Annotated in this window: 21 protein-coding genes, 1 pseudogene and 1 riboswitch; of the genes and pseudogenes, 17 read left to right on the top strand and 5 right to left on the bottom strand. The window is 72.8% G+C overall.

All coding sequences use genetic code 11. The annotated features are described in order from the left end of the window. Positions 1-8 precede the first annotated feature (8 nt). Positions 9-1,646, bottom strand: a complete 1,638-nt coding sequence (locus ACFWU6_RS04995) for an ABC-F family ATP-binding cassette domain-containing protein (RefSeq protein WP_383798754.1) — start codon at positions 1,644-1,646, stop codon at positions 9-11. A 241-nt stretch (positions 1,647-1,887) separates the two neighbouring features. Next, positions 1,888-2,673, bottom strand: a complete 786-nt coding sequence (locus ACFWU6_RS04990; protein ID WP_383978548.1) for an enoyl-CoA hydratase/isomerase family protein — start codon at positions 2,671-2,673, stop codon at positions 1,888-1,890. 376 nt (positions 2,674-3,049) lie between these two features. Between ACFWU6_RS04990 and ACFWU6_RS04985 the strand changes: the two genes are divergently transcribed. Then, positions 3,050-3,565, top strand: coding sequence for an ATP-binding protein (locus ACFWU6_RS04985; protein WP_383978713.1), 516 nt, complete (start codon positions 3,050-3,052; stop codon positions 3,563-3,565). A gap of 29 nt (positions 3,566-3,594) precedes the next feature. On the opposite strand, the gene idi is transcribed toward ACFWU6_RS04985, so the two are convergent. Together idi and ACFWU6_RS04975 are read right to left on the bottom strand one after the other, a co-directional pair. Beyond that, positions 3,595-4,194: an isopentenyl-diphosphate Delta-isomerase gene (gene idi / locus ACFWU6_RS04980; protein ID WP_383798749.1), complete on the bottom strand. Its 600-nt coding sequence runs from the start codon at positions 4,192-4,194 to the stop codon at positions 3,595-3,597. Between the two features lie 152 nt (positions 4,195-4,346). After that, positions 4,347-5,075: pseudogene (locus ACFWU6_RS04975) on the bottom strand (class I SAM-dependent methyltransferase); the annotation flags it as partial. A 474-nt stretch (positions 5,076-5,549) separates the two neighbouring features. On the opposite strand from ACFWU6_RS04975, the gene ACFWU6_RS04970 reads away from it, so the two are divergent. From ACFWU6_RS04970 to ACFWU6_RS04900, 15 genes are all read left to right on the top strand, one after another. Further along, complete coding sequence (locus ACFWU6_RS04970) at positions 5,550-7,325, top strand: DUF5941 domain-containing protein (protein ID WP_383978709.1); 1,776 nt, start codon at positions 5,550-5,552, stop codon at positions 7,323-7,325. Then, positions 7,322-8,074 carry a sugar phosphate nucleotidyltransferase gene (locus ACFWU6_RS04965; protein ID WP_383978546.1) on the top strand — a complete coding sequence of 251 codons (753 nt, stop codon included), beginning with the start codon at positions 7,322-7,324 and terminating at the stop codon, positions 8,072-8,074. Before ACFWU6_RS04970 ends, ACFWU6_RS04965 begins: the two co-directional genes overlap by 4 nt. After that, entirely contained in the window at positions 8,062-9,123 is a 1,062-nt protein-coding gene (locus tag ACFWU6_RS04960) for an iron-containing alcohol dehydrogenase family protein (RefSeq protein ID WP_383978543.1), read from the top strand. Before ACFWU6_RS04965 ends, ACFWU6_RS04960 begins: the two co-directional genes overlap by 13 nt. Continuing rightward, positions 9,101-9,880, top strand: coding sequence for a CDP-alcohol phosphatidyltransferase family protein (locus ACFWU6_RS04955; RefSeq protein WP_383798742.1), 780 nt, complete (start codon positions 9,101-9,103; stop codon positions 9,878-9,880). Before ACFWU6_RS04960 ends, ACFWU6_RS04955 begins: the two co-directional genes overlap by 23 nt. 8 nt (positions 9,881-9,888) lie before the next feature. Beyond that, entirely contained in the window at positions 9,889-10,761 is an 873-nt protein-coding gene (locus ACFWU6_RS04950) for a glycosyltransferase family 2 protein (protein WP_383798870.1), read from the top strand. Between the two features lie 99 nt (positions 10,762-10,860). Next, positions 10,861-11,790, top strand: coding sequence for an ABC transporter permease (locus tag ACFWU6_RS04945; RefSeq protein WP_383798739.1), 930 nt, complete (start codon positions 10,861-10,863; stop codon positions 11,788-11,790). Then, the gene (locus ACFWU6_RS04940; protein ID WP_383798736.1) at positions 11,783-12,565 is read left to right on the top strand and encodes an ABC transporter ATP-binding protein; all 783 of its coding nucleotides are present in this window, start codon (positions 11,783-11,785) and stop codon (positions 12,563-12,565) included. Before ACFWU6_RS04945 ends, ACFWU6_RS04940 begins: the two co-directional genes overlap by 8 nt. Before the next feature lie 380 nt (positions 12,566-12,945). Next, positions 12,946-13,875 carry a squalene synthase HpnC gene (gene hpnC, locus ACFWU6_RS04935; RefSeq protein WP_383978540.1) on the top strand — a complete coding sequence of 310 codons (930 nt, stop codon included), beginning with the start codon at positions 12,946-12,948 and terminating at the stop codon, positions 13,873-13,875. Beyond that, entirely contained in the window at positions 13,872-14,852 is a 981-nt protein-coding gene (hpnD, locus tag ACFWU6_RS04930; RefSeq protein ID WP_383978537.1) for a presqualene diphosphate synthase HpnD, read from the top strand. The genes hpnC and hpnD overlap by 4 nt, the downstream gene beginning before the upstream one ends. 232 nt (positions 14,853-15,084) lie before the next feature. Beyond that, positions 15,085-16,464 carry a hydroxysqualene dehydroxylase HpnE gene (gene hpnE, locus ACFWU6_RS04925; protein WP_383978534.1) on the top strand — a complete coding sequence of 460 codons (1,380 nt, stop codon included), beginning with the start codon at positions 15,085-15,087 and terminating at the stop codon, positions 16,462-16,464. A 47-nt stretch (positions 16,465-16,511) separates the two neighbouring features. Next, positions 16,512-17,612, top strand: a complete 1,101-nt coding sequence (locus ACFWU6_RS04920; protein WP_383798725.1) for a polyprenyl synthetase family protein — start codon at positions 16,512-16,514, stop codon at positions 17,610-17,612. 118 nt (positions 17,613-17,730) lie between these two features. Beyond that, a complete protein-coding gene (gene shc / locus ACFWU6_RS04915) occupies positions 17,731-19,818 on the top strand; it encodes a squalene--hopene cyclase (RefSeq protein WP_383978531.1) in 2,088 nt (695 codons plus the stop codon). Then, positions 19,818-20,483 (top strand): 1-hydroxy-2-methyl-2-butenyl 4-diphosphate reductase, encoded by a 666-nt coding sequence (locus ACFWU6_RS04910; protein ID WP_383978528.1) that lies wholly within the window; start codon positions 19,818-19,820, stop codon positions 20,481-20,483. The genes shc and ACFWU6_RS04910 overlap by 1 nt, the downstream gene beginning before the upstream one ends. 5 nt (positions 20,484-20,488) lie before the next feature. Beyond that, positions 20,489-21,520, top strand: a complete 1,032-nt coding sequence (gene hpnH / locus ACFWU6_RS04905) for an adenosyl-hopene transferase HpnH (RefSeq protein ID WP_383798716.1) — start codon at positions 20,489-20,491, stop codon at positions 21,518-21,520. Beyond that, positions 21,517-22,932, top strand: a complete 1,416-nt coding sequence (locus tag ACFWU6_RS04900; RefSeq protein WP_383798713.1) for an aspartate aminotransferase family protein — start codon at positions 21,517-21,519, stop codon at positions 22,930-22,932. Before hpnH ends, ACFWU6_RS04900 begins: the two co-directional genes overlap by 4 nt. A 25-nt stretch (positions 22,933-22,957) precedes the next feature. Here ACFWU6_RS04900 and ACFWU6_RS04895 read toward each other — a convergent pair whose 3' ends face one another. Then, a complete protein-coding gene (locus tag ACFWU6_RS04895) occupies positions 22,958-23,776 on the bottom strand; it encodes a tyrosine-protein phosphatase (RefSeq protein WP_383978526.1) in 819 nt (272 codons plus the stop codon). 277 nt (positions 23,777-24,053) lie between these two features. Further along, positions 24,054-24,262: riboswitch (cyclic di-AMP (ydaO/yuaA leader) on the top strand. Positions 24,263-24,264: 2 nt separating this feature from the next. Between ACFWU6_RS04895 and ACFWU6_RS04890 the strand changes: the two genes are divergently transcribed. Further along, the gene (locus ACFWU6_RS04890; RefSeq protein WP_383978523.1) at positions 24,265-25,284 is read left to right on the top strand and encodes a peptidoglycan DD-metalloendopeptidase family protein; all 1,020 of its coding nucleotides are present in this window, start codon (positions 24,265-24,267) and stop codon (positions 25,282-25,284) included. The last annotated feature ends 56 nt before the right edge of the window (positions 25,285-25,340 follow it).

The raw sequence follows: 25,340 nt of genomic DNA, 5'->3' as shown, positions 1-25,340 counted from the left end.
CGAGCCGGCTACAGCTCCGTGACCTTGCCGTCCGCGACCCGCAGGCGCCGCGTCACCGCGACCGCGTCCAGCATCCGGCGGTCGTGCGTGACCAGCAGCAGCGTGCCCTCGTACGCCTCCAGCGCGGACTCCAGCTGCTCGATTGCCGGCAGGTCCAGGTGGTTCGTCGGCTCGTCCAGGACCAGCAGGTTCACCCCGCGGCCCTGGAGCAGCGCCAGCGCCGCACGGGTGCGCTCGCCGGGGGACAGCGTGGCCGCCGGGCGCAGGACGTGGGCCGCCTTCAGCCCGAACTTGGCCAGCAGCGTGCGGACCTCGGCCGGCTCGGTGTCCGGGACCGCCGCGCAGAACGCCTCCAGCAGCGGCTCGTCACCCAGGAACAGGCCGCGCGCCTGGTCGACCTCGCCGACCAGCACGCCCGAGCCGAGGACGGCCGAGCCGGAGTCCGGCGCCAGCCGCCCCAGCAGGACGGCGAGGAGAGTGGACTTGCCCGCGCCGTTGGCCCCGGTGATCGCCACCCGGTCCGCCCAGTCGATCTGCAGGCTCGCGGGGCCGAAGGAGAAGTCCCCGCGCTCGACCGCCGCCTCGCGCAGGGTGGCCACCACCGAGCCGGAGCGCGGCGCCGCCGCGATCTCCATGCGCAGCTCCCACTCCTTGCGCGGTTCGTCGACGACGTCGAGGCGCTCGATCGCGCGCTGCGTCTGACGGGCCTTGGCGGCCTGCTTCTCGCTGGACTCGCCGCGCAGATTCTTGCCGATCTTGTCGTTGTCGCTCGCCTTGCGGCGGGCGTTGCGCACGCCCTTGTCCATCCAGTTGCGCTGCATCTGCGCCCGGCCCTCGAGCGCGGACTTCTTGCCCGCGTACTCCTCGAACTCCTCGCGGGCGTGGTCGCGGGCCCGCTCGCGCTCCTCCAGGTAGGCGTCGTAGCCGCCGCCGTAGAGGTTGATCTCCTGCTGGACCAGGTCCAGTTCGAGGACCTTGGTGACGGTCCTGGCGAGGAACTCGCGGTCGTGGCTGATGACCACCGTGCCCGCGCGCAGGCCCTTGACGAACCGCTCCAGCCGCTCCAGGCCGTCCAGGTCCAGGTCGTTGGTCGGCTCGTCGAGCAGGAAGACGTCGTAGCGGGAGAGCAGCAGCGAGGCGAGGCCCGCGCGGGCCGCCTGGCCGCCCGAGAGCGCCGTCATCGGCAGGTCCAGGCCGACCGCGAGTCCCAGGTCGGCCGCGACCTCCTCGGCCCGTTCGTCGAGGTCGGCGCCGCCGAGGTCCAGCCAGCGGTCCAGCGCCGTCGCGTACGCGTCGTCCGCGCCCGGGGTTCCGTCCACCAGCCCCTGCGTCGCCTCGTCGAGCTCCGCCTGGGCGGCCGCCACACCCGTGCGCCGGGCCAGGAAGTCCCGTACGGACTCCTCGGGCCGGCGGTCCGGCTCCTGCGGGAGGTGGCCGACGGCGGCTCCCGGCGGGGACAGCCGCACTTCACCGGTCTCGGGGGCGTCCAGCCCGGCGAGCATCCGCAGCAGGGTGGACTTCCCGGCGCCGTTGACGCCGACGAGACCGATCACGTCGCCGGGCGCGACGACGAGGTCGAGATCGGCGAAGAGGGTGCGCTCACCGTGCGCGGCGGTGAGCTTCTTGGCGACGAGGGTTGCAGTCATGATGCCGCCGATCCTATCCGGGCGGCGACGTCACACCCCGACCAGCCAAAGTCCCGCCCACAGCGCCGCCACGGCGGCGACGGTGTTCAGCGGGTACTCCGGGAGACGCGGGCGGCCCGTCCAGGATCGCAGCGCCCGCTCCGGGCCCCGCACCCGCACCCCGCGCACCCCGCTCCCGCGCCCACGGTCCGCTCGGTACGGCCGCGACGGCACCCTCGGGCGGCTGCCCGGCTGCGGACGGTCAGCCCGGGGTGGGGACGGAGCCCGGCGCCCACGTGAAGTCCGGCGTCCGGCGGCCGAGGAACGCGGCGACGCCCTCCGCGGTGTCGCCGCTTCCGGCGGCCTGGGCCGCCCAGTGCGCGTCCCGGTCGGTCCGGCCGTCCGCGAACTCCTTGGCCGCGGCCTGTGTCAGCCGGGAGCGCGAGGTCAGGATGCGGGTGAAGTCCGCGACCCGCCCGTCCAGCCGCCCGGCCGGAAGCAGCTCGTTCAGGAAGCCGGCCCGCAGCGCCTGTTCGGCGTCGATCAATTCCGCGGAGAAGAGGAGGTACTTCGCCCACGCCGGACCGACCACGGACGACAGCCGTCGGGTGGAGGAGGCGGGGTAGACGATGCCCAGCTTCGCCGGGGTCACCCCGAAGGACGCCCCTTCCTCGGCGAACCGCAGGTCGCAGGCGGCGGCCAGCTGGCTGCCCCCGCCCACGCAGAAGCCGCGGATCGCCGCCAGCGTGGGCTTCGGGAAGGCCGCCAGGGCCTCCTCCGCCGCCACCGCCAGGGCCTGCGGGTCCTCGCCACCGGTCAGGGAGGAGATGTCCGCCCCCGCGCAGAAGGTCGGCCCGGCCCCGGTCAGGACGAGCGCCCGTACGGCCGGATCGGCCGCCAGGTCCGCCAACAGGCCGGGGAGGGCCCGCCACATGGCGGCCGTCATGGCGTTGCGCTTCGCGGGATGGGAGATGACGACGGTGGCGACCCCCTCGGCGACGGTGTGCCGCAGGGCTGCTTCCGGGGCCGGAGCCGGGCTTGCGTCCATGCGCCGGATGCTATCCCGGGCCGCCGATCCCATGATCGGGGGAGTCCGCCCCCGTGGTGAACGCCGGGACGAGCTCCGAGGTGGGCGCCGGGGCGAGCACCGAGGTGAACGCCGGGGCTGGTCCAGGGGGCCTTCGGGGTCCTGGTCAGGGAAGACGCGGCGCCGTCTGAGGCGGGCGCGGCGTACGGGGCCCCCGAGGCGGCCGAGAAGCGACCGGCAGAAGATCAGGAACAGTCGAACAACTGACGCTGTCATACGCCAGCGGTCAAAATGTGCTCTATAGGCGCTGACTTCTGGTCAGCGGTCCGGTCCGTCCGGGGCGGTTCACCACTCTTGACGCGTGGAGACGATCGAGCGTGAAGACGGGGGACGGAAGATGGATGTCAGCGGGAGTGTCCCGCCTGCCAGGGAGGGGGAGCCGGAGGCTCCGGCCGACCCGCTCGCCTACGAGGGAGTGTGGAGGTTCACCGCTCCCGCGGTAGAAGAATCCGTTCCTCAGGCCCGCCGCGCGGTCCGGGAGCTGCTCGGCCGCCAGGGGGTGCCGGCCCAGCAGGACCTGGTGTACTCCCTGCTGCTGATCGTCTCCGAACTGGTGACGAACTCGGTCCGGCACGCCGCCCTGCTCTCGCCGCAGGTGGCCGTCGAGGTCGCCATCGGCCGGGAGTGGGTACGGGTGGCCGTCGAGGACGACCACCCGTACCGGCCGAAGGCGCTGGAGGCCGATTTCGGCCAGACCGGCGGCCGGGGCCTGCTCCTGGTACGGGAGATCACGCTGGAGGCGGGCGGGGTCTGCGACGTCGAGCACACCTCGACCGGCGGCAAGGTCATCTGGGCGGCCCTCCCGCTGGCGGGGAAGAGCCCGTACGACGGGCTGACGGCCCCGACGGGCTGACGGCCGCCGCGCCACCGGCCGGGCCGCCCCTACCAGCCGGCGGCGTCCGCGGTCAGCTCGCGGATCGCCGGCCGGGCCGCGTCCAGCACGGTCATGAACCAGGCGGAGAAGGGCGCTTCGGCGTGGCGTTCCGCCAGCTCCCCGGCGGTGACGAACGCGGTGTCGCCCACCTCCTCCGGGTCCGGGCGCAGCGCCGACTGCGCCAGTCCCACGAACAGGTGGTTGAACTCCTGCTCCACCAGGCCCGAGGCCGGGTCCGGGTGGTTGTAGCGCACCGTCCCCGCCTCCGCGAGCAGCGAGGGGGACAGGCCCAGCTCCTCGTGGGTCCGCCGGGCGGCGGCCGCGAACGGCGACTCCCCCGGGTAGGGGTGGCCGCAACAGGTGTTCGACCAGACGCCGGGGGAGTGGTACTTCCCGAGGGCGCGCCGCTGGAGCAGCAGGCGGCCCTGCTCGTCGAAGAGGAACACCGAGAAGGCCCGGTGCAGCAGCCCCGGCGCCTGATGGGCGGAGAGCTTCTCCGCCGTGCCGATGGTGTTGCCGGCCTCGTCGACCAGTTCGAGCATGATCGATTCTTGAGTGCCGGCGCCGTTGGACACGCTGTTCGCGGCGGTGGCTGGTGTGGTCGGCATACCCATCCTTCGCTTCGGACTTCGACCTTCAGTCTGCCGCACAAAAGGGGCTTGTCCCCACTTCGTGGATCCGCGCATGTCTGCCCCTCTCCGCGTGATAGGCGAAGAGGGGCAGACGGTCACGCCCGGTGCGCTCGGACCCCGGCCGGCACCGGACGCAGGACGTAGCCGGTGTAGCCGTACTCGTGCCCGTGCCGGGCCCGTACGTCGAGCTCCGCGCGGGTGGCGGCGAGGGCGGCTTCCGCCGCGGGGGCGCCGGCGCCCCCGCGGACGCGGACCCGCTCGGCGAGCGGGCCGTAGTACTCGTCCCAGTCGGAATCGGGGAGCGGGTGCACGCCGAGCACCCGGTAGCCGGCGGCCCGGGCGGCCGCGAGGTTGCGCGCCGTGGAACGCAGCGCGTACTGCGGATCCCAGAAGGCGCGCGCTCCGGCGGACGGCTGCGCGACGGTCCACTCGCACTCGGTCAGCACGAGCGTGCCGCCGGGCGCGAGCAGCCGCTTCCACCGCGCGAGCGCCGTGTCGAAGCCGATGACGTAGGCGGAACCCTCCGCCCACACGAGGTCGAAGGAGCCGGCCTCGAAGGGGAGGTCGCCCATGTCGGCGTTGACGGGGTGGACGCGGTCGGCGAGCCCGCGGGCCGCCGCGGCCGTACGGAGCTCGTCGAGGAAGCCGTCGTGGAGGTCGACGGCGGTCACCCCGGCGCCGCCCGCCCCCGCCTCGGCGGCGAGCAGCAGGGCGCTGCGGCCCGGACCGCAGCCCACGTCGAGGACGCGCGGCCGCTCGGGCAGCGGTCCGCACAGGGACAGCAGGTGCCGGGTGGACGCGTCGGAGCCGGGGGCCTGCCGGGGCAGACCGCCGTGGAGGGCGAGGAAAGCCTCGATGAGCGCGTCGCGGGAGACGTCGGAAGCAGCGGAAGGATCGGTGGAGCGGGTGTGGTCGGTCACCGTGAACCCTTGGGAAGGGGGCTCCGGCCGACGGGGCCGATCGCTCAGCGGGTGATCAGGCCCGGCCGGATGCCCGGGAGGACGTGGGGACGCACCGGAGTTCGCCGCGCATGGCAGCGGCCTTCACGACGGTCATCGACCCACCTCTTCCCGCTCAGTCACCCGGGGGTGATCCGGACGCGCACGGACGAGACCCGTACGCGCCTGCGGCCCACCGTAACACCGCGGCGGTTTGTGATCCCCCGACGTGATCGTCAATGATGATCACGCCCGGGCCCGGGGCCCGGATCTGAGGCCTGTCGGGGCGTGAACGGGTGGTGAACCCCTGCCTCCATTCATCCGATAGCCTCTGCCGACGTGTCGCCGCCCACGAGGCGCGCCCTCGGATTTCGTCACAAGGAGTGAGTTCGTCTGCCGACCGTCATCCTCACCGGCCTGCCGGTCCCCGGATCACCACTCGCGGACGAGCTGCGCTCCCTCGGCTTCGAGGTGCGCCCGGCGGACGGCCCCGAAGACGCCGCCGCCGTGCTGGCCGGCGTCCCCGCCGACCAGCGGGTCGCGGTCGTCGACAGCGCCTTCGTCGGGCACCCGCACGCGCTGCGCCTCGCCCTGACCGACCCGCGGTTCGACGCCTGCGCCGTGACCGGGGCCCTCACCGTCCAGCCGGCCGCCCGGGCGGCCCTGGACGGGGCGGCCGCGGCTCCGCACGGCGGCGCGGCGCCCTACCCGGACCGGCTCGCCGCCGCGGTCGAGGCATCCGGCACGGCCGTCCAGCGGCCCGAGCTCGGCACGCTCGTCGCCGCCGTCCCCGCGACCGCCGCGGAGCGGACCGCGGCCCTCGCGGCCGTCGACGCCGTCGACGACGAGGCCGTCCGGCTGCGGACCGCGGTGAAGTCCCGCGACGGCTTCTTCACCACCTTCTTCATCAGCCCGTACTCGCGCTACATCGCCCGCTGGTGCGCGCGCCGCGGGCTGACCCCGAACCAAGTCACCACCGCCTCGCTGGCCACCGCGCTGATCGCGGCCGGCTGCGCCGCCACGGGCGAGCGCTGGGGCTACGCCGCGGCCGGCGTGCTGCTCCTCGTCTCCTTCGTCCTGGACTGCACCGACGGGCAGCTCGCCCGCTACTCGCTGCAGTACTCGACGATGGGCGCCTGGCTCGACGCGACCTTCGACCGGGCCAAGGAGTACTCCTTCTACGCGGGCCTCGCGCTCGGCGCCGCCCGCAACGGGGACGACGTCTGGGCCCTCGCGCTGGGCTCCATGATCCTCATGACCTGCCGGCACGTCGTCGACTTCTCCTTCAACGAGGCCAACCACGACGCCACCGCTAACACGAGCCCCACGGCCGCCCTCTCGGGCAGGCTCGACAGCGTCGGCTGGACGGTCTGGGCCCGGCGGATGATCATCCTGCCGATCGGCGAGCGCTGGGCGATGATCGCGGTCCTGACCGCCCTCACCACCCCCCGGACCGTCTTCTACGCGCTGCTCGTCGGCTGCGCCTTCGGCGCCCTCTACACCACCGCCGGCCGGGTCCTGCGCTCCCTGACCCGCAAGGCGACCCGTACCGACCGGGCCGCCGGGGCCCTCGCCGACCTCGCCGACTCCGGCCCTCTGGCCGAGCTCGCGGGCCGCCTCGTCGGCCGGACCGTACCCGGCGCGGGAATCGCCGCGGCCGTCATCGGGTCGGCCGCCCTGCTGGGGACCGCCTGGGCCTACGCCTTCGGCAGCCGCCAGGTGATCGTCGCCGCCGTCCTGTACGCGCTGCTCGCCGGAGCCGCCGTCGCGCGCCCCCTCAAGGGCGCCCTCGACTGGCTGGTCCCGCCCGTCTTCCGGGCCGCCGAGTACACCACCGTGCTGATCCTCGCCGCCGGGGCGGACGTCCCCGGGGCCCTTCCGGCGGCATTCGGCCTGATCGCGGCAGTCGCCTACCATCACTACGACACGGTGTACCGGATTCGCGGTGGCACCGGCGCGCCCCCGCACTGGCTGGTGCGGACGATCGGCGGGCACGAGGGCCGGGTCCTGCTGACCGTGGTCCTGGCCGCCGTGCTCGCCCGCGACGCGTTCCCCGTCGCGCTCACGGCCATGGCCGTGTTCGTGGCAATCGTGGTGCTCGCGGAGAGCATCCGCTTCTGGGTCTCCTCCGGAGCACCCGCCGTACACGACGAAGGAGAACCAGCATGATCGGCCTTGTACTCGCTGCCGGTGCCGGACGCCGTCTGCGTCCCTACACCGACACCCTGCCCAAGGCCCTCGTGCCCGTCGGCCCCGAGGGCGACGAGGACAGCATCACGGTCCTCGACCTGACCCTGGGCAACTTCGCCGAGGTCGGCCTCACCGAGGTCGCCGTCGTCGTCGGGTACCGCAAGGAAGCGGTCTACGCGCGCCGCGAGGCCCTGGAGGCCAAGTACGGCGTCACGATCACGCTGATCGACAACGACAAGGCCGAGGAGTGGAACAACGCCTACTCCCTGTGGTGCGCCCGTGACGTCCTCAAGCAGGGCGTGATCCTGGCCAACGGCGACACCGTCCACCCGGTCTCCGTCGAGAAGACCCTGCTCGCCGCCCGCGGCGACGGCAAGAAGATCATCCTCGCCCTCGACACGGTCAAGAACCTGGCCGACGAGGAGATGAAGGTCGTCACCGCCGAGGGCGCGGGCGTCCGGAGGATCACCAAGCTGATGGAGCCCGCCGACGCGACCGGCGAGTACATCGGCGTCACCCTCATCGAGCCCGAGGCCGCCGAGCAGCTGGCCGAGGCGCTGAAGACCACCTTCGAGCGCGACCCCGACCTCTACTACGAGGACGGCTACCAGCAGCTCGTCGACGACGGTTTCACGATCGACGTGGCCCCCATCGGGGACGTCAAGTGGGTCGAGATCGACAACCACGACGACCTCGCCAAGGGCCGGACGATCGCATGCCAGTACTGACACGGCTGATCCCCTCGCCGCTCGTCGTCGACATCAGCCGCGGCGCCATGGACGACCTGGCCGGCCTCCTGGCCGACCAGCGGATCTCCGCGTCCGGCAAGCTGGCCATCGCGATCAGCGGGGGTTCCGGCACGGCGCTGCGCGCGAAGCTGGAGCCCGTGCTGCCGCACGCCGACTGGTACCCGGTCGCCGACGGCACCATCGACTCCGCCGTGAAGCTGGCCGACGACATAAAGGGCCGCCGCTACGACGCCGTCGTGGGCCTGGGCGGCGGGAAGATCATCGATGTCGCGAAGTACGCCGCGGCGCGGGTCGGTCTGCCGATGGTGGCCGTCGCCACGAACCTCTCGCACGACGGCATCTGCTCGCCGGTGTCCATCCTGGACAACGACAACGGCCGCGGCTCCTACGGAGTCCCGACGCCGATCGCCATGGTGATCGACCTCGACGTGATCAAGGAAGCCCCGGTGCGGTTCATCCGCGCGGGCATCGGCGACGCGATCTCCAACATCTCGGCGATCGCCGACTGGGAGCTGTCCCACGAGATCAACGGCGAACCGGTGGACGGCCTGGCCGCCGCCATGGCCCGCACCGCCGGCGAGTCCGTGCTGCGCCACCCCGGGGGCTGCGGCGACGACGAGTTCCTCACCGTGCTCTCCGAGGCCCTGGTCCTCACCGGCATCGCCATGTCGATCAGCGGCGACACCCGCCCCGCGTCGGGCGCCTGCCACGAGATCAGCCACGCCTTCGACCTGCTGCACCCGGGGCGCTCCGCGCTCCACGGCGAGCAGGTCGGCCTCGGCGCCGCCTTCGCGATGCACCTGCGGGGCGCCGACCGGCAGTCCGGCCTCTTCGTCGAGGTGCTCCGCCGGCACGGCCTGCCGGTGTCGCCCGAGGAGATCGGCTTCAGCGTCGACGAGTTCGTCGCCGCCGTCGAGTACGCCCCCCAGACCCGCCCGGGACGCTTCACCATCCTGGAGCACCTCAACCTGTCCGCCGCCGAGATCAGGGACGCTTACGCCGACTATGCCAAGACCATCCGTAGCTGAACTCCGGCCCGTCGTTCACCCGGCGGGCGTCAAGGACCGGGTCAGCGGCGAGCACTGGGGCGGGCGCCTCTACATGCGCGAGATCTCCTTGCGCATCACCCGCCTCCTGGTCACCACCAAGGTCACGCCGAACCAGCTGACCTACGTGATGACCCTCGCCGGTGTGCTCGCCCTCCCGGCCCTGCTGGTGCCCGGCGTCTGGGGCGCCGTGCTCGGCGTGGTGGCGGTCCAGCTGTACCTGCTGCTCGACTGCGTCGACGGCGAGGTCGCCCGCTGGAAGAAGCAGTTCTCGCTCTCCGGTGTCTACCTGGACCGCGTCGGCGCCTACCTGTGCGACGCGGCGGTCCTGGTCGGCTTCGGCCTGCGCGCCAGCGACCTGTGGGGGACCGGGCGGATCGACTGGCTGTGGGCCTTCCTGGGCACCCTCGCGGCGCTCGGCGCGATCCTGATCAAGGCCGAGACCGACCTGGTCGGCGTCGCCCGCCACCAGGCGGGCAAGCCCGTGGTCAAGGACGCGGCGGCCGAGCCGCGCTCGTCCGGCATGGCCCTCGCCCGCCGCGCCGCGGCCGCGCTCAAGTTCCACCGCCTGGTCCTCGGGATCGAGGCCTCCCTGCTCATCCTGGTGCTGGCCGTCGCGGACCAGATCCGCGGCGACCTCTTCTTCACCCGGCTCGGCGTGGCCGTGCTCGCGGGCATCGCCGTCCTGCAGACGGTGCTGCACCTCGTGTCGGTCCTGGCCTCCAGCAGGCTCAAGTGAGCGCCGCGATGCGGCTGGGCGCCGTGATCATCACCATGGGAAACCGGCCCGACGAGCTCAAGGCGCTGATCGACTCGGTGGCCCGCCAGGACGGCGACCCCGTGGAGATCGTCGTCGTCGGCCAGGGGGTGCAGGTCACCGGCATGCCCGAGGGCGTCCGCACGGTCGACCTCCCCGAGAACCTCGGCATCCCAGGCGGCCGCAACGTCGGCATCGAGGCCTTCGGCCCCGGGGGCGGCGACGTGGACGCCCTGCTCTTCCTGGACGACGACGGACTGCTGGAGCGCACCGACACGGCCGAGCTGTGCCGGCAGGCCTTCACCGAGGACCCGGGCCTCGGAATCGTCAGCTTCCGGATCGCCGATCCGGACACCGGTGAGACCCAGCGCCGCCACGTGCCGCGGCTGCGCGCCTCGGATCCGATGCGCTCCTCGCGCGTGACCACCTTCCTCGGCGGCGCCAACGCCGTCCGTACGAAGGTGTTCGAGCAGGTCGGAGGCCTTCCGGGCGAGTTCTTCTACGCGCACGAGGAGACCGACCTGGCCTGGCGGGCCCTCGACGCGGGGTGGCGGATCGACTACCGGGCGGACATGGTGCTGCTGCACCCGACCACGGCCCCCTCCCGGCACGCGGTGTACCACCGTATGGTGGCCCGTAACCGGGTGTGGCTCGCGCGCCGCAACCTGCCGGCCCCGCTGGTCCCCGTCTACCTGGGGGTATGGCTCCTGCTGACCCTGGTCCGCAGGCCGTCGGCGCCCGCGCTCAAGGCCTGGTTCGGCGGTTTCCGTGAGGGATGGAGCACTCCCTGTGGTCCCCGCCGCCCGATGAGATGGCGGACGGTCTGGCGGTTGACCCGGCTGGGCCGACCTCCTGTCATCTGACACGCTCGCGTCTGGGACCATGGCGCGATCCCGGGCCTCGTGCCACCAGCCTGATGCCCTTCCTTCCTGCCGCATCTTGAAGACGGAAAGTTTCAACTTGTGAGTGACACAACCCACGACGGCGCCCTCGCCACGAGCAAGCCGCCGTCCGAAGACGCGGGGCTGAGCCCCGCGGAGCTCGCCAGGAAGTACGGCCTGTCCGTGAGCGGCGCCCGCCCCGGCCTGGGCGAGTACGTCCGGCAGCTCTGGGGACGGCGCCACTTCGTCATGGCCTTCTCCCGGGCCAAACTGGTCGCGCAGTACAGCCAGGCGAAGCTCGGCCAGGTCTGGCAGGTGGCGACCCCGCTGCTGAACGCGGGCGTCTACTGGCTGATCTTCGGCCTGATCCTCGGCGCGGGCAAGGAGATGCCGGAGGGCGTCTACGTCCCGTTCCTGATGATGGGCATCTTCGTCTTCACCTTCACCCAGAGCTCGCTGATGGCGGGCGTGCGGGCGATCTCCGGGAACCTCGGCCTGGTGCGGGCGCTGCACTTCCCGCGGGCCGCCCTCCCGATCTCCTTCTCGCTCCAGCAGCTCCAGCAGCTGATGTACTCGATGATCGTCGTCTTCGTCATCGCCATCAGCTTCGGCAACTACCCGCGGCTCGCCTGGCTGCTGGTGATCCCGACGCTCGCGCTGCAGTTCGTCTTCAACACCGGCCTCGCCATGATCTTCGCGCGCATGGGCTCCAAGACCCCCGACCTGGCGCAGCTGATGCCGTTCGTGATGCGCACCTGGATGTACGCCTCCGGCGTCATGTTCCCGATCGGGATCTACCTCAAGGACCAGCCGCAGTGGATCAGTGACGTGCTGCTGTGGAACCCGGTGGCGATCTACATGGACCTCATCCGCTTCGCGCTGATCGACGACTACGGCAGCAGCAACCTGCCCCCGCACGTCTGGCTCTTCGCGGTCGGCTGGGCCGCGGTGATCGGCCTCGGGGGCTTCGTGTACTTCTGGAAGGCTGAGGAGCGTTACGGCCGTGGCTGACAAAACCCAGGGGCGCGTCCCCACCGTGATCGCGGACGGCGTCCACATCGTCTACCGGGTCAACACCGGCGGCGCCGGCAAGGGCGCCGCCACCGCGGCGCTCAGCAAGATCATCCGTCGGGGCAAGGGCGAGGCCCGGGGCGTGCGCCGGGTGCACGCCGTGCGCGGGGTCTCCTTCACCGCGTACCGGGGCGAGGCCATCGGCCTCATCGGCTCCAACGGTTCCGGCAAGTCGACGCTGCTGCGCGCCATCGCGGGCCTGCTGCCCTGCGAGGAGGGCAAGGTCTACACCGACGGCCAGCCGTCGCTGCTCGGCGTCAACGCGGCCCTGATGAACGACCTCACGGGCGAGCGCAACATCGTCCTCGGCGGTCTCGCGATGGGCATGAGCCGCGAGCAGATCAAGGAGCGGTACCAGGACATCGTCGACTTCTCCGGGATCAACGAGAAGGGCGACTTCATCTCCCTGCCGATGCGCACCTACTCGTCCGGCATGGCGGCCCGCCTGCGCTTCTCCATCGCGGCGGCCAAGGACCACGACGTCCTGATGATCGACGAGGCCCTGGCCACCGGTGACCGCAGCTTCCAGGTGCGCTCCGAGAACCGCATCCGCGAACTGCGGCAGAAGGCCGGCACCGTCTTCCTGGTGAGCCACAACAACAAGTCCATCCGCGACACCTGCGACCGCGTGCTGTGGCTGGAGAAGGGCGAGCTCCTGATGGACGGGCCCACGGAGGAAGTCGTCTCGGCCTACGAGAAGGCGACCAACGGCTGACGCCCGCTCACGGGCGCACGACGAGGCCCCCGCCGCTCACCGCGCGGGGGCCTTTCGCGTGCCCGCGCGCGCCGGCGGCGGCATTCGGCGGCACGGAACGCCGTGCACGGGCGGATCCCCGCGACATTCGGCGCCCGAGCGAATACCCGAGAGGCCCCCGCGGCGTTGTACAGCGTAAGCTGAAGCGGTCCTGAATCGCGCCAAGAGGGGACGATTCACCGCAGGTGAACGGCCTTGGAGCACCCCGGTGAAACCGCGGCGGCGTGTCCGAAATAGGATGTATTGGGTCGGCAGTGTAGAACGGGAGATGTGACGGCAATGGCTACGGGAATTCTCCGGCCCCCAGGCACGACGGCCGTCCCCGCCCCGGGCGGCGGGCGGTGACCCCGGGGCACGGTGACCGGACCCCGGCCGACACGGCCCACGCGCGCACCACCCTCGGCAAGGCCCGCACGGAGAACTTCCCCGTCGCCCCCGCCTTCCTCCCCCGCGCCTGGCGCGACGGACTGACGGCGGTCTACGGATACGCCCGCCTCGTCGACGACATCGGCGACGGAGACCTCGCACCCGGCGGCCTCGACGCCGTGCTCCTGGGCCTCGACCCCGCCGCCGCCGACGAGCCGACGGCCATGCTCGACGCCGTCGAGGCCGACCTGGCCCGCGTGTTCGGCGGCACGGACGGCCCCCCGCGCCATCCCCTGCTGCTCGCCCTGCAGCCCGTCGTACGCGAACACGGCCTGACCCCCGAGCCGTTCCGCGCACTCGTCGAGGCCAACCGGCAGGACCAGCGGGTCGGCCGCTACGCGACGTACGGCGACCTCCTCGGCTACTGCGAGCTCTCCGCGAACCCGGTGGGCCGCCTCGTGCTCTCCCTCACCGGCACCAGTACCCCCGAGCGGATCCGCCGCTCCGACGCCGTCTGCACCGCCCTGCAGATCGCCGAACACCTCCAGGACGTCGCCGAGGACCTCCGCCGGGACCGGATCTACCTCCCCGGCGAGGACATGCGGCGCTTCCACGTGAGCGAGGCCGACCTCAAGGCCCCGAGCGCCGGCGCCTCCGTACGCGCCCTGGTCGCCTTCGAAACCGAGCGCGCGCGCGAACTCCTGGACGAGGGCGCCCCGCTCGTGGGCAGCGTGCACGGCCGGCTCCGGCTGCTGCTCGCGGGTTTCGTGGGCGGGGGGCGCGCAGCCCTGCGAGCCGTCACCGACGCCGGCTTCGACGTCCTCCCCGGCCCGCCCAAGCCCACCAAGAGCGGCCTGATCCGCGAGGTGGCCGCCGTCCTGCGCTCAGCGCCGAGAAAGAGGTGAGCCCGAACGTGGAGGGCCCCACACACACGTCGTCCGCGGCCGCGCCGTCCGCGTCGGTCCTGGCGGCCTACGGCTACTGCGAGGCCGTCACCGGAGCGCAGGCGCGCAACTTCGCCTACGGCATCCGGCTGCTGCCTGCCGACAAGCGCCAGGCGATGTCCGCGCTGTACGCCTTCTCCCGCCGCGTCGACGACATCGGCGACGGCACGCTCGCACCCGCCGCGAAGCTGGCCCGCCTGGAGGAGACCCGCGCCCTGCTCGGGCGCATCCGGGCCGAGGACATCGACGAGGACGACACCGACCCCGTCGCCGTCGCCGTCGCCCACGCCGCGCGCCGCTTCCCGATCCCGCTCGGCGGGCTCGACGAGCTCATCGACGGCGTCCTGATGGACGTCCGCGGCGAGACCTACGAGACCTGGGACGACCTCAAGGAGTACTGCCGCTGCGTCGCGGGCGCCATCGGGCGCCTCTCCCTCGGCGTCTTCGGCACGTCCGCCGGCGGCGGCCTCGGCGCGAACGACGCCGCGCGCGCCGCGGAATACGCCGACACCCTCGGCCTCGCCCTGCAACTGACCAACATCCTCAGGGACGTCCGCGAGGACGCGGGCAACGGCCGCACCTACCTGCCCGCCGAGGACCTCGCCAAGTTCGGCTGCTCGGAAGGGTTCCACAGCGACCGGATGCCCGCCGGATCCGACTTCGCCGGGCTCGTCCACCACGAAGTCCGGCGCGCCCGCGCCCTGTTCGTCGAGGGCTACCGGCTGCTGCCCCTGCTCGACCGGCGCAGCGGGGCCTGTGTGGCCGCCATGGCCGGGATCTACCGGCGCCTGCTCGACCGCATCGAGCGCGAACCGGAGGCGGTGCTGCGGGGCAGGGTCTCGCTGCCGACCCACGAGAAGGCGTACGTCGCCGTGCGCGGGCTCTCCGGCCTCGACGCCCGGACCATCTCCCGCCAGAGCAACCGGAGGCGGACCTGATGCACCCGAACCGCACCACCCGGCCGCAGCGGCCGGGCCCGGCCCGTGCCCGAACGGGCCGGGCCGCCGCGCCCGCTCCCACCACCCCGCCCGGCGCCGTCGCCGCGCGGGCAACCGCGGAGCGGCCCGGCGCGTCTTCCCGTGCGGGCTCCGTGCGGCCCGCCGCGGAACGGCCCGAACGGGCCCGGCAGTCGGCCCCTCCGCAGGGGGAGCGCACCACAGGGGAGGCGGCATGAGCGACAGCGACCGGCGCGCCGTCGTCATCGGCGGCGGTCTCGCCGGGGTCACCACCGCGCTCGAACTGGCCGACGCCGGACTGCGGGTGACCCTGCTCGAAGGCCGCCCCCGGCTCGGCGGGCTCGCCTTCTCCTTCAAGCGCGGCGAGCTGACCGTCGACAACGGCCAGCACGTCTACCTGCGCTGCTGCACCGCCTACCGGTGGTTCCTCGACCGGGTCGACGGCGCCGCCCTGGCCCCGCTCCAGGACCGCCTCGACGTACCGGTGCTCGACGTCGCCCACCCCGCCGGCCCGCGCCTGGGCCGGCTGCGCCGCAGCGGCCTGCCCGTCCCGCTGCACCTGGCGGGCTCCCTGGCCCGCTACCCGCACCTCTCGATCGCCGAACGGGCGAGCGTGGGCCGCGCCGCCCTCGCGCTGCGCCGGCTCGACCCCGCCGACCCGGCGCTGGACGGGCTGGACTTCGCGACCTGGCTCGGCCGCTACGGCCAGTCCGCCCGTACGATCGAGGCCCTGTGGGACCTCGTCGGCATCGCCACCCTCAACGCCACCGCCCGGCAGTCCTCGCTCGGCCTGGCCGCCATGGTGTTCAAGACGGGCCTGCTCTCGGAGAACGGCGCCGCCGACATCGGCTGGGCCCGCGTACCGCTCGGCGACCTCCACGACACCCTCGCCCGCACGGCGCTCGACGCCGCCGGCGTACGCACCGAACTGCGCACCCGGGCCACCTGCATCTCGCGCCTCGACGACGGGGCCTGGCGTGTCGACACCGAGGAGGAGTCCCTCGACGCGGGGACCGTCGTCCTCGCCGTGCCGCAGCGCGAGGCGCACGCGCTGCTCCCGCCGGGCGCACTCGCCGACCCGGACAAGCTCCTCGACATCGGTACCGCACCGATCCTCAACGTCCACGTCGTCTACGACCGCAAGGTGCTCAGGCAGCCCTTCTTCGCCGCACTGGGCTCCCCGGTGCAGTGGGTCTTCGACCGCACCGACGCCTCCGGCCTCGCCGACGGCGGCCAGTACCTGGCGCTCTCCCAGTCCGTCGCGCAGGACGACATCGACGAACCCGTCACGGTCCTGCGGGCCAAGTACCTGCCCGAACTGGCGAAGCTGCTCCCGGCGGCGCGCGGCGCCAAGGTACGGGACTTCTTCGTCACCCGGGAGCGGACGGCCACCTTCGCCCCCACCCCCGGTGTCGGCCGGCTGCGCCCCGGTGCGCGGACCGACACGCCGGGGCTCTACCTGGCCGGTGCGTGGACCGCCACCGGCTGGCCCGCGACCATGGAGAGCGCCGTCCGGAGCGGACTGGGCGCGGCGCACGCCGCACTCGCCGCCCTCGGCCGCCCCCGCGAACACCCTCTGCAGGAGGCGGCATGACGACCACCACGACCGGCACAGCACGTACAGGAAAAAGAGGAGAGCCAGTGAACCCGGGGAATCCGGCTGTCGAGAACGCCGACGCCAGCGTGGGCACGGCCGGAGGCGGAGCGGAGAAGGCGGACACCCTCGCGCTCCTGGACCGCGGCCGCACGCTGTCCACCCCCGTGCTCCGTGCCGCGGTCGACCGGCTCGCGGCGCCCATGGACACCGTCGCCGCCTACCACTTCGGCTGGATCGACGCCCAGGGCAACCCGGCGGACGGCGACGGCGGCAAGGCCGTGCGCCCCGCCCTCGCGCTGCTGTCCGCCGAGGCTGCGGGCGCCGCGGCGGAAGTCGGCATCCCGGGCGCCGTCGCCGTCGAGCTCGTCCACAACTTCTCGCTGCTGCACGACGACCTGATGGACGGCGACGAGCAGCGCCGCCACCGCGACACGGTGTGGAAGGTGCACGGCCCCGCCCTGGCGATCCTCGTCGGCGACGCCCTCTTCGCCCTCGCCAACGAAGTGCTGCTGGAGCTCGGAACCGTCGAGGCCGGCCGCGCCGCCCGCCGGCTGACCGCCGCCAGCCGCAAGCTCATCGACGGCCAGGCCCAGGACATCTCCTACGAGCACCGCGAGCGCGTCAGCGTCGAGGAGTGCCTGGAGATGGAGGGCAACAAGACGGGTGCCCTCCTCGCCTGCGCGGTCTCCATCGGCGCCGTGCTCGGCGGCGCGGACGACCGTACCGCCGACAAACTGGAGGAGTACGGCTACCACCTGGGGCTCGCCTTCCAGGCGGTCGACGACCTCCTCGGCATCTGGGGCGACCCCGAGGCCACCGGCAAGCAGACCTGGAGCGACCTGCGCCAGCGCAAGAAGTCGCTGCCGGTCGTCGCCGCCCTCGCCGCGGGCGGGCCCGCCTGCGAGGAACTCGCCGAGCTGCTCGCGGCCGACGCGAAGAGCAACGACTTCGAGAACTTCTCCGAGGAGGAGTTCGCCGCCCGTGCGGCGCTGATCGAGGCGGCCGGCGGCCGCCAGTGGACCGCGGACGAGGCACGCCGCCAGCACACCGTGGCGATCCGGGCCCTGGACGACGTGGACATGCCCCAGCGGGTGCGCGAACAGCTCGTCGCCCTTGCCGACTTCGTCGTCGTGCGCAAGAGGTGATCGCCACCCGTCAGCGGATATGACGCTACAGTCGCCGGCCGGCGCCGCCCCCTGCTGAGGGCGCACCGGCCGACGGCAGACCCCAGCACAGCAGAGAACACTGTTCGAAGGGGAAGCCATGACAGCGACGACCGACGGCAGCGCGGACAGCGCTGGCGCTGGCAGCGGAATTGAAGCGGGCCCCCGGCCGGGGCCGGATCGGGCGCGACCTCCCGCGGGGCCGGTGCCGCCGGCCCCGGCGGGACCCTCGGCGCGGCGTGCGGCGCTCACGGGCCGGCCCGAGGTCACGCCGGCGCGCTCCCGCCCGGACGCCGACGCGGAGGCGTACGACGCCGTCGCGCGCGCGACCCGGCACCTCCTGGAGCGCCAGGACCCCGAGGGCTGGTGGAAGGGCGACCTGGAGACCAACGTCACCATGGACGCCGAGGACCTGCTGCTGCGGCAGTTCCTGGGCATCCGGGACGAGGCGACCACCCGCGCCTGCGCCCTCTTCATCCGCGGCGAGCAGCGCGAGGACGGCACCTGGGCGACCTTCCACGGCGGGCCGTCCGACCTCTCCGCCACCATCGAGGCGTACGTGGCCCTCCGCCTCGCCGGAGACGCTCCGGACACCCCGCACATGGCCCGCGCCTCGGCCTGGATCAGGGCGCACGGCGGAATCGCCGCGGCCCGTGTCTTCACCCGGATCTGGCTCGCGCTCTTCGGCTGGTGGAGCTGGGAGCACCTGCCCGAACTCCCGCCCGAGCTGGTCTTCCTGCCGAGCTGGGCGCCGCTGAACATCTACGACTTCGGCTGCTGGGCCCGCCAGACCATCGTGCCCCTCACGGTGGTGTCGGCGCTGCGCCCGGTCCGCCCGGCACCCTTCGCGCTGGACGAGCTGCACGCCGACGCGCGCGTGCCGAACCCGGTCAGGCGACCGGCGCCGCTGACCAGTTGGGACGGCGTCTTCCAGCGGATGGACAAGGCCCTGCACGTCTACCGGCGCTTCGCACCCCGCCGGCTGCGGAAGGCGGCCATGGCCACCGCCGGCCGCTGGATCGTCGAGCGCCAGGAGAACGACGGCTGCTGGGGAGGCATCCAGCCGCCCGCCGTGTACTCCATCATCGCCCTGCACCTGCTCGGATACGACCTCGGGCACCCGGTCATGCGGGCCGGGCTGGAATCCCTGGACCGGTTCGCCGTGTGGCGCGAGGACGGCTCGCGCATGATCGAGGCCTGCCAGTCCCCGGTCTGGGACACCTGCCTGGCCGCCATCGCCCTGGCCGACGCGGGCCTGCCGCCCGACCACCCGGCCCTGGTGAAGGCCGCCGACTGGATGCTCGGCGAGGAGATCGTGCGCACCGGCGACTGGGCGGTGCGCCGACCCGGACTGGCCCCCGGCGGCTGGGCGTTCGAGTTCCACAACGACACCTACCCCGACATCGACGACACCGCCGAGGTCGTCCTCGCGCTGCGCCGCGTCAAGCACCCCGACCCGGCCCGGGTCGAGGCGGCCATCGCCCGCGGGGTGTCCTGGAACCTCGGCATGCAGTCGAAGAACGGGGCCTGGGGCGCCTTCGACGCCGACAACACCAGCCCCTTCCCGAACAAGCTGCCCTTCTGCGACTTCGGCGAGGTCATCGACCCGCCCTCGGCGGACGTGACCGCCCACGTGGTGGAGATGCTGGCCTTCGAGGGCCGGGCGGGCGACCCCCGGACCCGCCGCGGGATCGCCTGGCTGCTCGCCGAACAGGAGCCGGAGGGAGGCTGGTTCGGCCGCTGGGGCACCAACTACGTCTACGGCACCGGCTCGGTGGTCCCCGCCCTGACCGCCGCGGGCCTCTCCCCGGGGCACCCCGCGATCCGGCGGGCCGTGCGCTGGCTGGAGTCCGTACAGAACGGGGACGGCGGATGGGGGGAGGACCAGCGCTCCTACCAGGACCCGTCGTGGGCCGGGCGGGGCGCCTCCACCGCCTCGCAGACCGCGTGGGCGCTGATGGCCCTGCTGTCGGCCGGGGAGCGCGACGGGAAGGCGGTCGAACGGGGCATCCGCTACCTGGTGCGGACGCAGGAGCCGGACGGCTCCTGGGACGAGCCGTACTTCACCGGCACCGGCTTCCCCTGGGACTTCTCCATCAACTACCACCTGTACCGGCAGGTGTTCCCGCTCACCGCGCTCGGCCGCTACCTGTACGGAGAACCCTCCGCCCGCGGCGGGGGAGCCTGATGACCGCGGCACGCGGGGACACCGCCGGGGACGCGGCCGCCCCGCTGCTGGTCGCCTGCGCGCTGCGCATCGAGCAGGCGGCGCTGCGCAGCGCCGCCCGGGGCGCGCCCGAGGGGTACGCCGTCCTGCGCACCGGGATGGGCCCGCGGGCCGCCGAACGGGCCGTCGGCCACGCCCTGGGGCGGCCCGGGTGGGAGCGGGCGGCCGTCCTCGCGACCGGCTTCTGCGCCGGGCTCCTCCCCGGCATGCACCCCGGGGACCTGGTCGTCGCCGAGCAGACCCGGGACCACCGCGGGGCCGTCACCTGCACCGGTACGGCCCTGCTCGCCGAGGCACTGGCCCGGGCCGCACCCGGACGGGCCGTGCACACCGGGACCCTGACCGGATCGGACCACGTCGTCCGCGGCCGGGAGCGCGCACACCTGCGCGCCGCCGGCGCCCTCGCGGTCGACATGGAGTCCGCGGCCACGCTGTGGGCGGCGACCCGGGGCGGCGCGGGCGGCGAACGCCCGGTTGCCGCCGTCCGGGTGATCGTGGACGCCCCGGAGCACGAGCTCGTCCGCATCGGCACCGTGCGCGGTGGAATATCGGCCTTCCGTGTCCTCCGTGCCGTCATGCCCGCGTTTTACGAATGGCACCGTTCTTTGCTGCTCCCCAGGAGGTGAGCCAGATGGCCATGCCGCTGCGCCAGTCCATCAGGGTCGGGACGTATCTGCTCGAACAGAAGCTCCGCAAGCGTGAGAAGTTCCCGCTGATCGTCGAGCTGGAACCGCTCTACGCCTGCAACCTGGCCTGCGAGGGGTGCGGGAAGATCCAGCACCCGGCGGGGGTGCTCAAGCAGCGCATGCCGGTCGCCCAGGCGGTCGGCGCTGTGCTCGAATCGGGTGCGCCCATGGTGTCCATCGCGGGCGGGGAGCCCCTGATGCACCCGCAGATCCACGAGATCGTCCGGCAGCTGGTGGCGAGACGGAAGTACGTCTTCCTCTGCACCAACGCGATGCTGCTGCGCAAGAAGATCGAGAAGTTCACCCCGTCCCCCTACTTCGCCTTCGCCGTGCACATCGACGGCCTGCGCGAGCGCCACGACGAGTCGGTGGCCAAGGAAGGCGTCTTCGACGAGGCCGTGGCGGCGATCAAGGAGGCGAAGAGGCGCGGATTCCGCGTCACCACGAACTCCACCTTCTTCAACACCGACACCCCGCAGACGATCATCGAGGTGCTCAACTACCTCAATGACGACCTCCGGGTGGACGAGATGATGATCTCGCCCGCCTACGCCTACGAGAAGGCCCCCGACCAGGAGCACTTCCTGGGCGTCGAGCAGACCCGCGAGCTCTTCAAGAAGGCCTTCGCGGGCGGCAACCGCCGACGCTGGCGGCTCAACCACTCGCCGCTCTTCCTGGACTTCCTGGAAGGAAAGGCGGATTTCCCCTGCACCGCCTGGGCGATTCCGAATTACTCCCTCTTCGGCTGGCAGCGCCCCTGCTACCTGATGAGCGACGGCTACGTGCCCACCTACCGCGAGCTGGTCGACGACACCGACTGGAGCAAGTACGGCCGAGGCAAGGACCCCCGCTGCGCGAACTGCATGGCGCACTGCGGCTACGAGCCCACCGCCGTCCTCGCCACCATGGGCTCCCTGAAGGAGTCCCTGCGGGCGGCCCGGGAGACGATCGCCGGGAACCGGGGCAAGGCGGCATGACCGCGCCGCCACCCGGGGAGACGGGCCGGGGCGCCGGCTTCGACCTCGGAGCCCTGCTGGCCGCGCGGGGCGGCGAGCGGTACGAGCTGCACGCCAGGCACCTCAACCACCAGCTGCCCCGCATGCTGCACACCATCGGCTTCGACAAGGTCTACGAACGGGCGGAGGGTGCGCACTTCTGGGACGCCGAGGGCAACGACTACCTGGACATGCTCGCCGGCTTCGGGGTGATGGGCCTGGGCCGGCACCACCCGGTGGTCCGCCGCGCCCTGCACGACGTGCTGGACGCCCAGCTCGCCGACCTGACCCGCTTCGACTGCCAGCCGCTGCCCGGACTGCTGGCCGAGAAGCTGCTCTCGTACAGTCCCCACCTGGACCGGGTCTTCTTCGGGAACAGCGGCACCGAGGCGGTGGAGACCGCCCTGAAGTTCGCCCGGTGCGCCACCGGGCGGCCGAGGATCCTCTACTGCGACCACTCCTTCCACGGGCTCACCGCTGGCTCCCTCTCGGTCAACGGGGAAGGCGGCTTCCGGGACGGCTTCGGGCCGCTGCTCCCCGACACGAAGATCGCCCTCGGTGATCTGGCGGCCTTGGAGCGGGAGCTGGCGCGCGGGGACGTGGCCGGCTTCGTCGTCGAGCCGATCCAGGGCAAGGGGGTGCTCTCCGCCCCGCCCGGCTTCCTCCTCGCCGCGCAGGAACTGCTGCACCGGCACAAGGCGCTGCTGATCGCGGACGAGGTGCAGACGGGCCTGGGACGTACCGGTGACTTCTACGCGTACCAGCACGAGCCGGGCGTGGAGCCGGACCTGGTGTGCGTGGCCAAGGCGCTGTCCGGGGGCTACGTCCCGGTCGGCGCCACCCTGGGCAAGGACTGGATCTTCAAGAAGGTCTACTCGTCCATGGACCGGGTCCTCGTGCACTCCGCGAGCTTCGGCTCCAACGCGCAGGCGATGGCGGCCGGCCTCGCCGTGCTCTCGGTCATGGAGGACGAGGAGGTCGTGGCCAACGCCCGGGCGATGGGCGACCTGCTGCGGGGTCGGCTCGCGGCCCTCGTCGGCACGTACGAGCTGCTGCACGAGGTGCGGGGGCGCGGGCTGATGATCGGCATCGAGTTCGGCCGTCCGTCCTCGCTGGGACTGCGCAGCCGGTGGACCGTGCTCCAAGCGGCCCGCAAGGGGCTGTTCGCCCAGATGGTCGTGGTGCCGCTGCTGCAGAAGCACCGGATTCTCACCCAGGTGTCCGGGGACCACCTCGAAGTGATCAAGCTCATCCCGCCGCTCGTCGTGGACGAGGCCGATGTCGACCGGTTCGTCGGTGCCTTCCGCGAGGTCATGGACGAGGCGCACGGTGGATCCGGGCTGATGTGGGACTTCGGCAGGACGCTGGTGAAGCAGGCCGTCGGCAACCGCTGAGGACCGTCGGCCCGCTCCGGACGGGTCACTCCAGCAGCGTCGCGCGCAGCCGGTCGAGGGTCTCGGGCGACAGCCCGAGGCCCTCCGCCAGGTACGGCTCCACGCCGCCCCACCGCTGGTCGATGGTGTCGAAGGCCGCGGTCAGGTAGTCGGCGCGGGCGTCGAACAGCGGGGCGAGGAGCTCCGTGACCTCGGGGGCGCGGGTCTCCTCCGTGTCGCCGCTCCGGCGCACGCGGTAGCGGCGGTGCGGGGCGTTGGACTCCAGGTAGTCGGCCACGATCGCCTCGCGCTCCACGCCCAGGGCGAGGAGGGTGACGGCGACCGACAGCCCCGCCCGGTCCTTGCCGGCCGCGCAGTGCATGAGGGCAGGGACGCTGTCCTCGGCGAGCGCGTGCAGGACCCGGCTGTGCTCGGCGGTGCGCTCCGCGATGATCGTGCGGTAGGAGTTAGCCATCCGGGCGGCGCCCTTCCCGTCGCCCAGGACCGCGCGGAGCTGGTCGAGGTCGCCGTCGCGGACCATCTTCCAGAACTCCCGCCCGTCGGCCGGATCCGAGAGCGGGATGTTCACGTTCCGCACGCCGGGGAGGTCCACGTCCGGGCCTTCCAGCGCGTGGTCGGCGCCGTTGCGGAAGTCGAAGACGGTGTGCAGTCCGAGCGAGGCGAGGAACTCTGCGTCGTTTTCAGTGGCATGTGCCAGATGTCCGCTTCGGAAGAGTCGCCCCGACCTGACCCTCCGTCCATTCGAAGCGGGCAAACCGCCCAGATCGCGGAAGTTGCGCACTCCGACCAGCTGCGGCTCGGGCTGCGGCCGTCCGGTCGGGGCCGGGGGTATCTGCTGGGTCACGTGAGCTCCTCCGCATCGTCGTGGTGTGTCCGAATTACACTACTTGGCGCCAACTTGCCATATCCGGAACCGAGATCGGACGCGTCCCGTGAGCCAGATCATACGGTGACCCTGAGTGCCTGATCGCGAAGGCCCAACGGCCCGGCCCGGGCGGGTGCCGGCTGTACGGAATGGACAGAGGGTGACGGGAATTCCGGCAGTCCCTCATGTCTGTGAATGCGTCAGGGAATTCGTGGCTTGTTCCCTGCGCCCCCACTCGATTACCTTCGCGACCGACCCGGGTGGAACGCCGAATCCTGCCGCCTCCCGGAAACCGCACCCGACTATTCACGCGCGGCAGGAGCGGGGGAACCAGGTAAGCCGCCGTACCGGATCTTTATACCGGGACGGCTCGGGGTGAAGCAGTACATGTCCCTTTACGTGTACCGCCGGACATCTCCAGTCCGAACCCGACAGCTCACCTCGCAGGCGACGGAGAGGAACCGTCCATGCCCGCAACGGGTAAGCACCGCCGTCCCAAGTCCCGTTCCCTTTCCCGCGGCTTCGCCGTCGCGGGCACCGGTGGGGCCGCCCTCGCGCTGCCGCTGATGGGCGCCGCGGGCGCCCAGGCGGCCGGCGCTCCGGCCGCCGCCCCGGCCACCTCTCCCGCGGTGGCCGCCCAGACCCCGGTCGCGCTCCAGGCCGCGCCCGTCGCCGCCCCGGCCGCCGTCCCGACGGCCGTGCCGAACGCGGCGCCGAAGGTGTACACGGTCGTGCCCGGGGACTACCTCTCCAAGATCGCCGCGGAGCGGGACGTGTCCGGAGGCTGGGAGCAGCTGTACGCGGACAACCGCGAGGCCGTCGGCACCGACCCCTCGCTGATCCACCCGGGTCTGAAGCTGACGCTCGGCGCGAACGGCGAGGCGGCTCCGCAGGCAGCCGCCCCGGCCCCCGCCCCGACCGCGAAGCCGGCGCCGAAGAAGCAGAAGCCGGCCGAGGCCCCGGTCTCCGGCAAGGCGGCCTCCGGCGACCAGGCGGCGCCCGCGCCCGCCGCGAAGCCGAAGGCGAAGCAGCAGAGCCCGCAGGGCGGCAACACCTCCGCCGGCGCGAAGGCCCCCGCCGGCGCCGGCTTCGTGGCCCCCGTCGGCGGCGGGGTCTCCACCCAGTACAGGGCGAGCGGTGCCATGTGGTCCTCCGGCTACCACACCGGTGTCGACTTCATCGCGAGCTCGGGCACCACCGTCAAGGCCGTCGGCGCGGGCACCGTGGTCTCCGCCGGCTGGGGCGGCTCGTACGGCAACGAGGTCGTCATCCGGCACGCGGACGGCAAGTACTCCCAGTACGCCCACCTCTCCTCGCTGTCCGTCTCGGTCGGCCAGAGCGTGACCGCCGGCCAGCGCGTCGGCCTCTCCGGTTCCACCGGCAACTCCTCCGGTCCGCACCTCCACTTCGAGATCCGCACCGGCCCGTCCTACGGCTCCGACATCAACCCGATTGCCTACCTGCGCTCCAAGGGCGCCAGCATCTGACGGCACCGCGGGAACACGCACACGCGTCAGGCCGGGACCCGAGGGGGGGCCCGGCC

Source organism: Streptomyces sp. NPDC058674 (assembly GCF_042716505.1).
In the GTDB taxonomy this organism is placed as follows: domain Bacteria; phylum Actinomycetota; class Actinomycetes; order Streptomycetales; family Streptomycetaceae; genus Streptomyces.
Note: the sequence above shows the minus strand (reverse complement) of the source record. Positions and strands in the feature narration are given on the sequence as shown.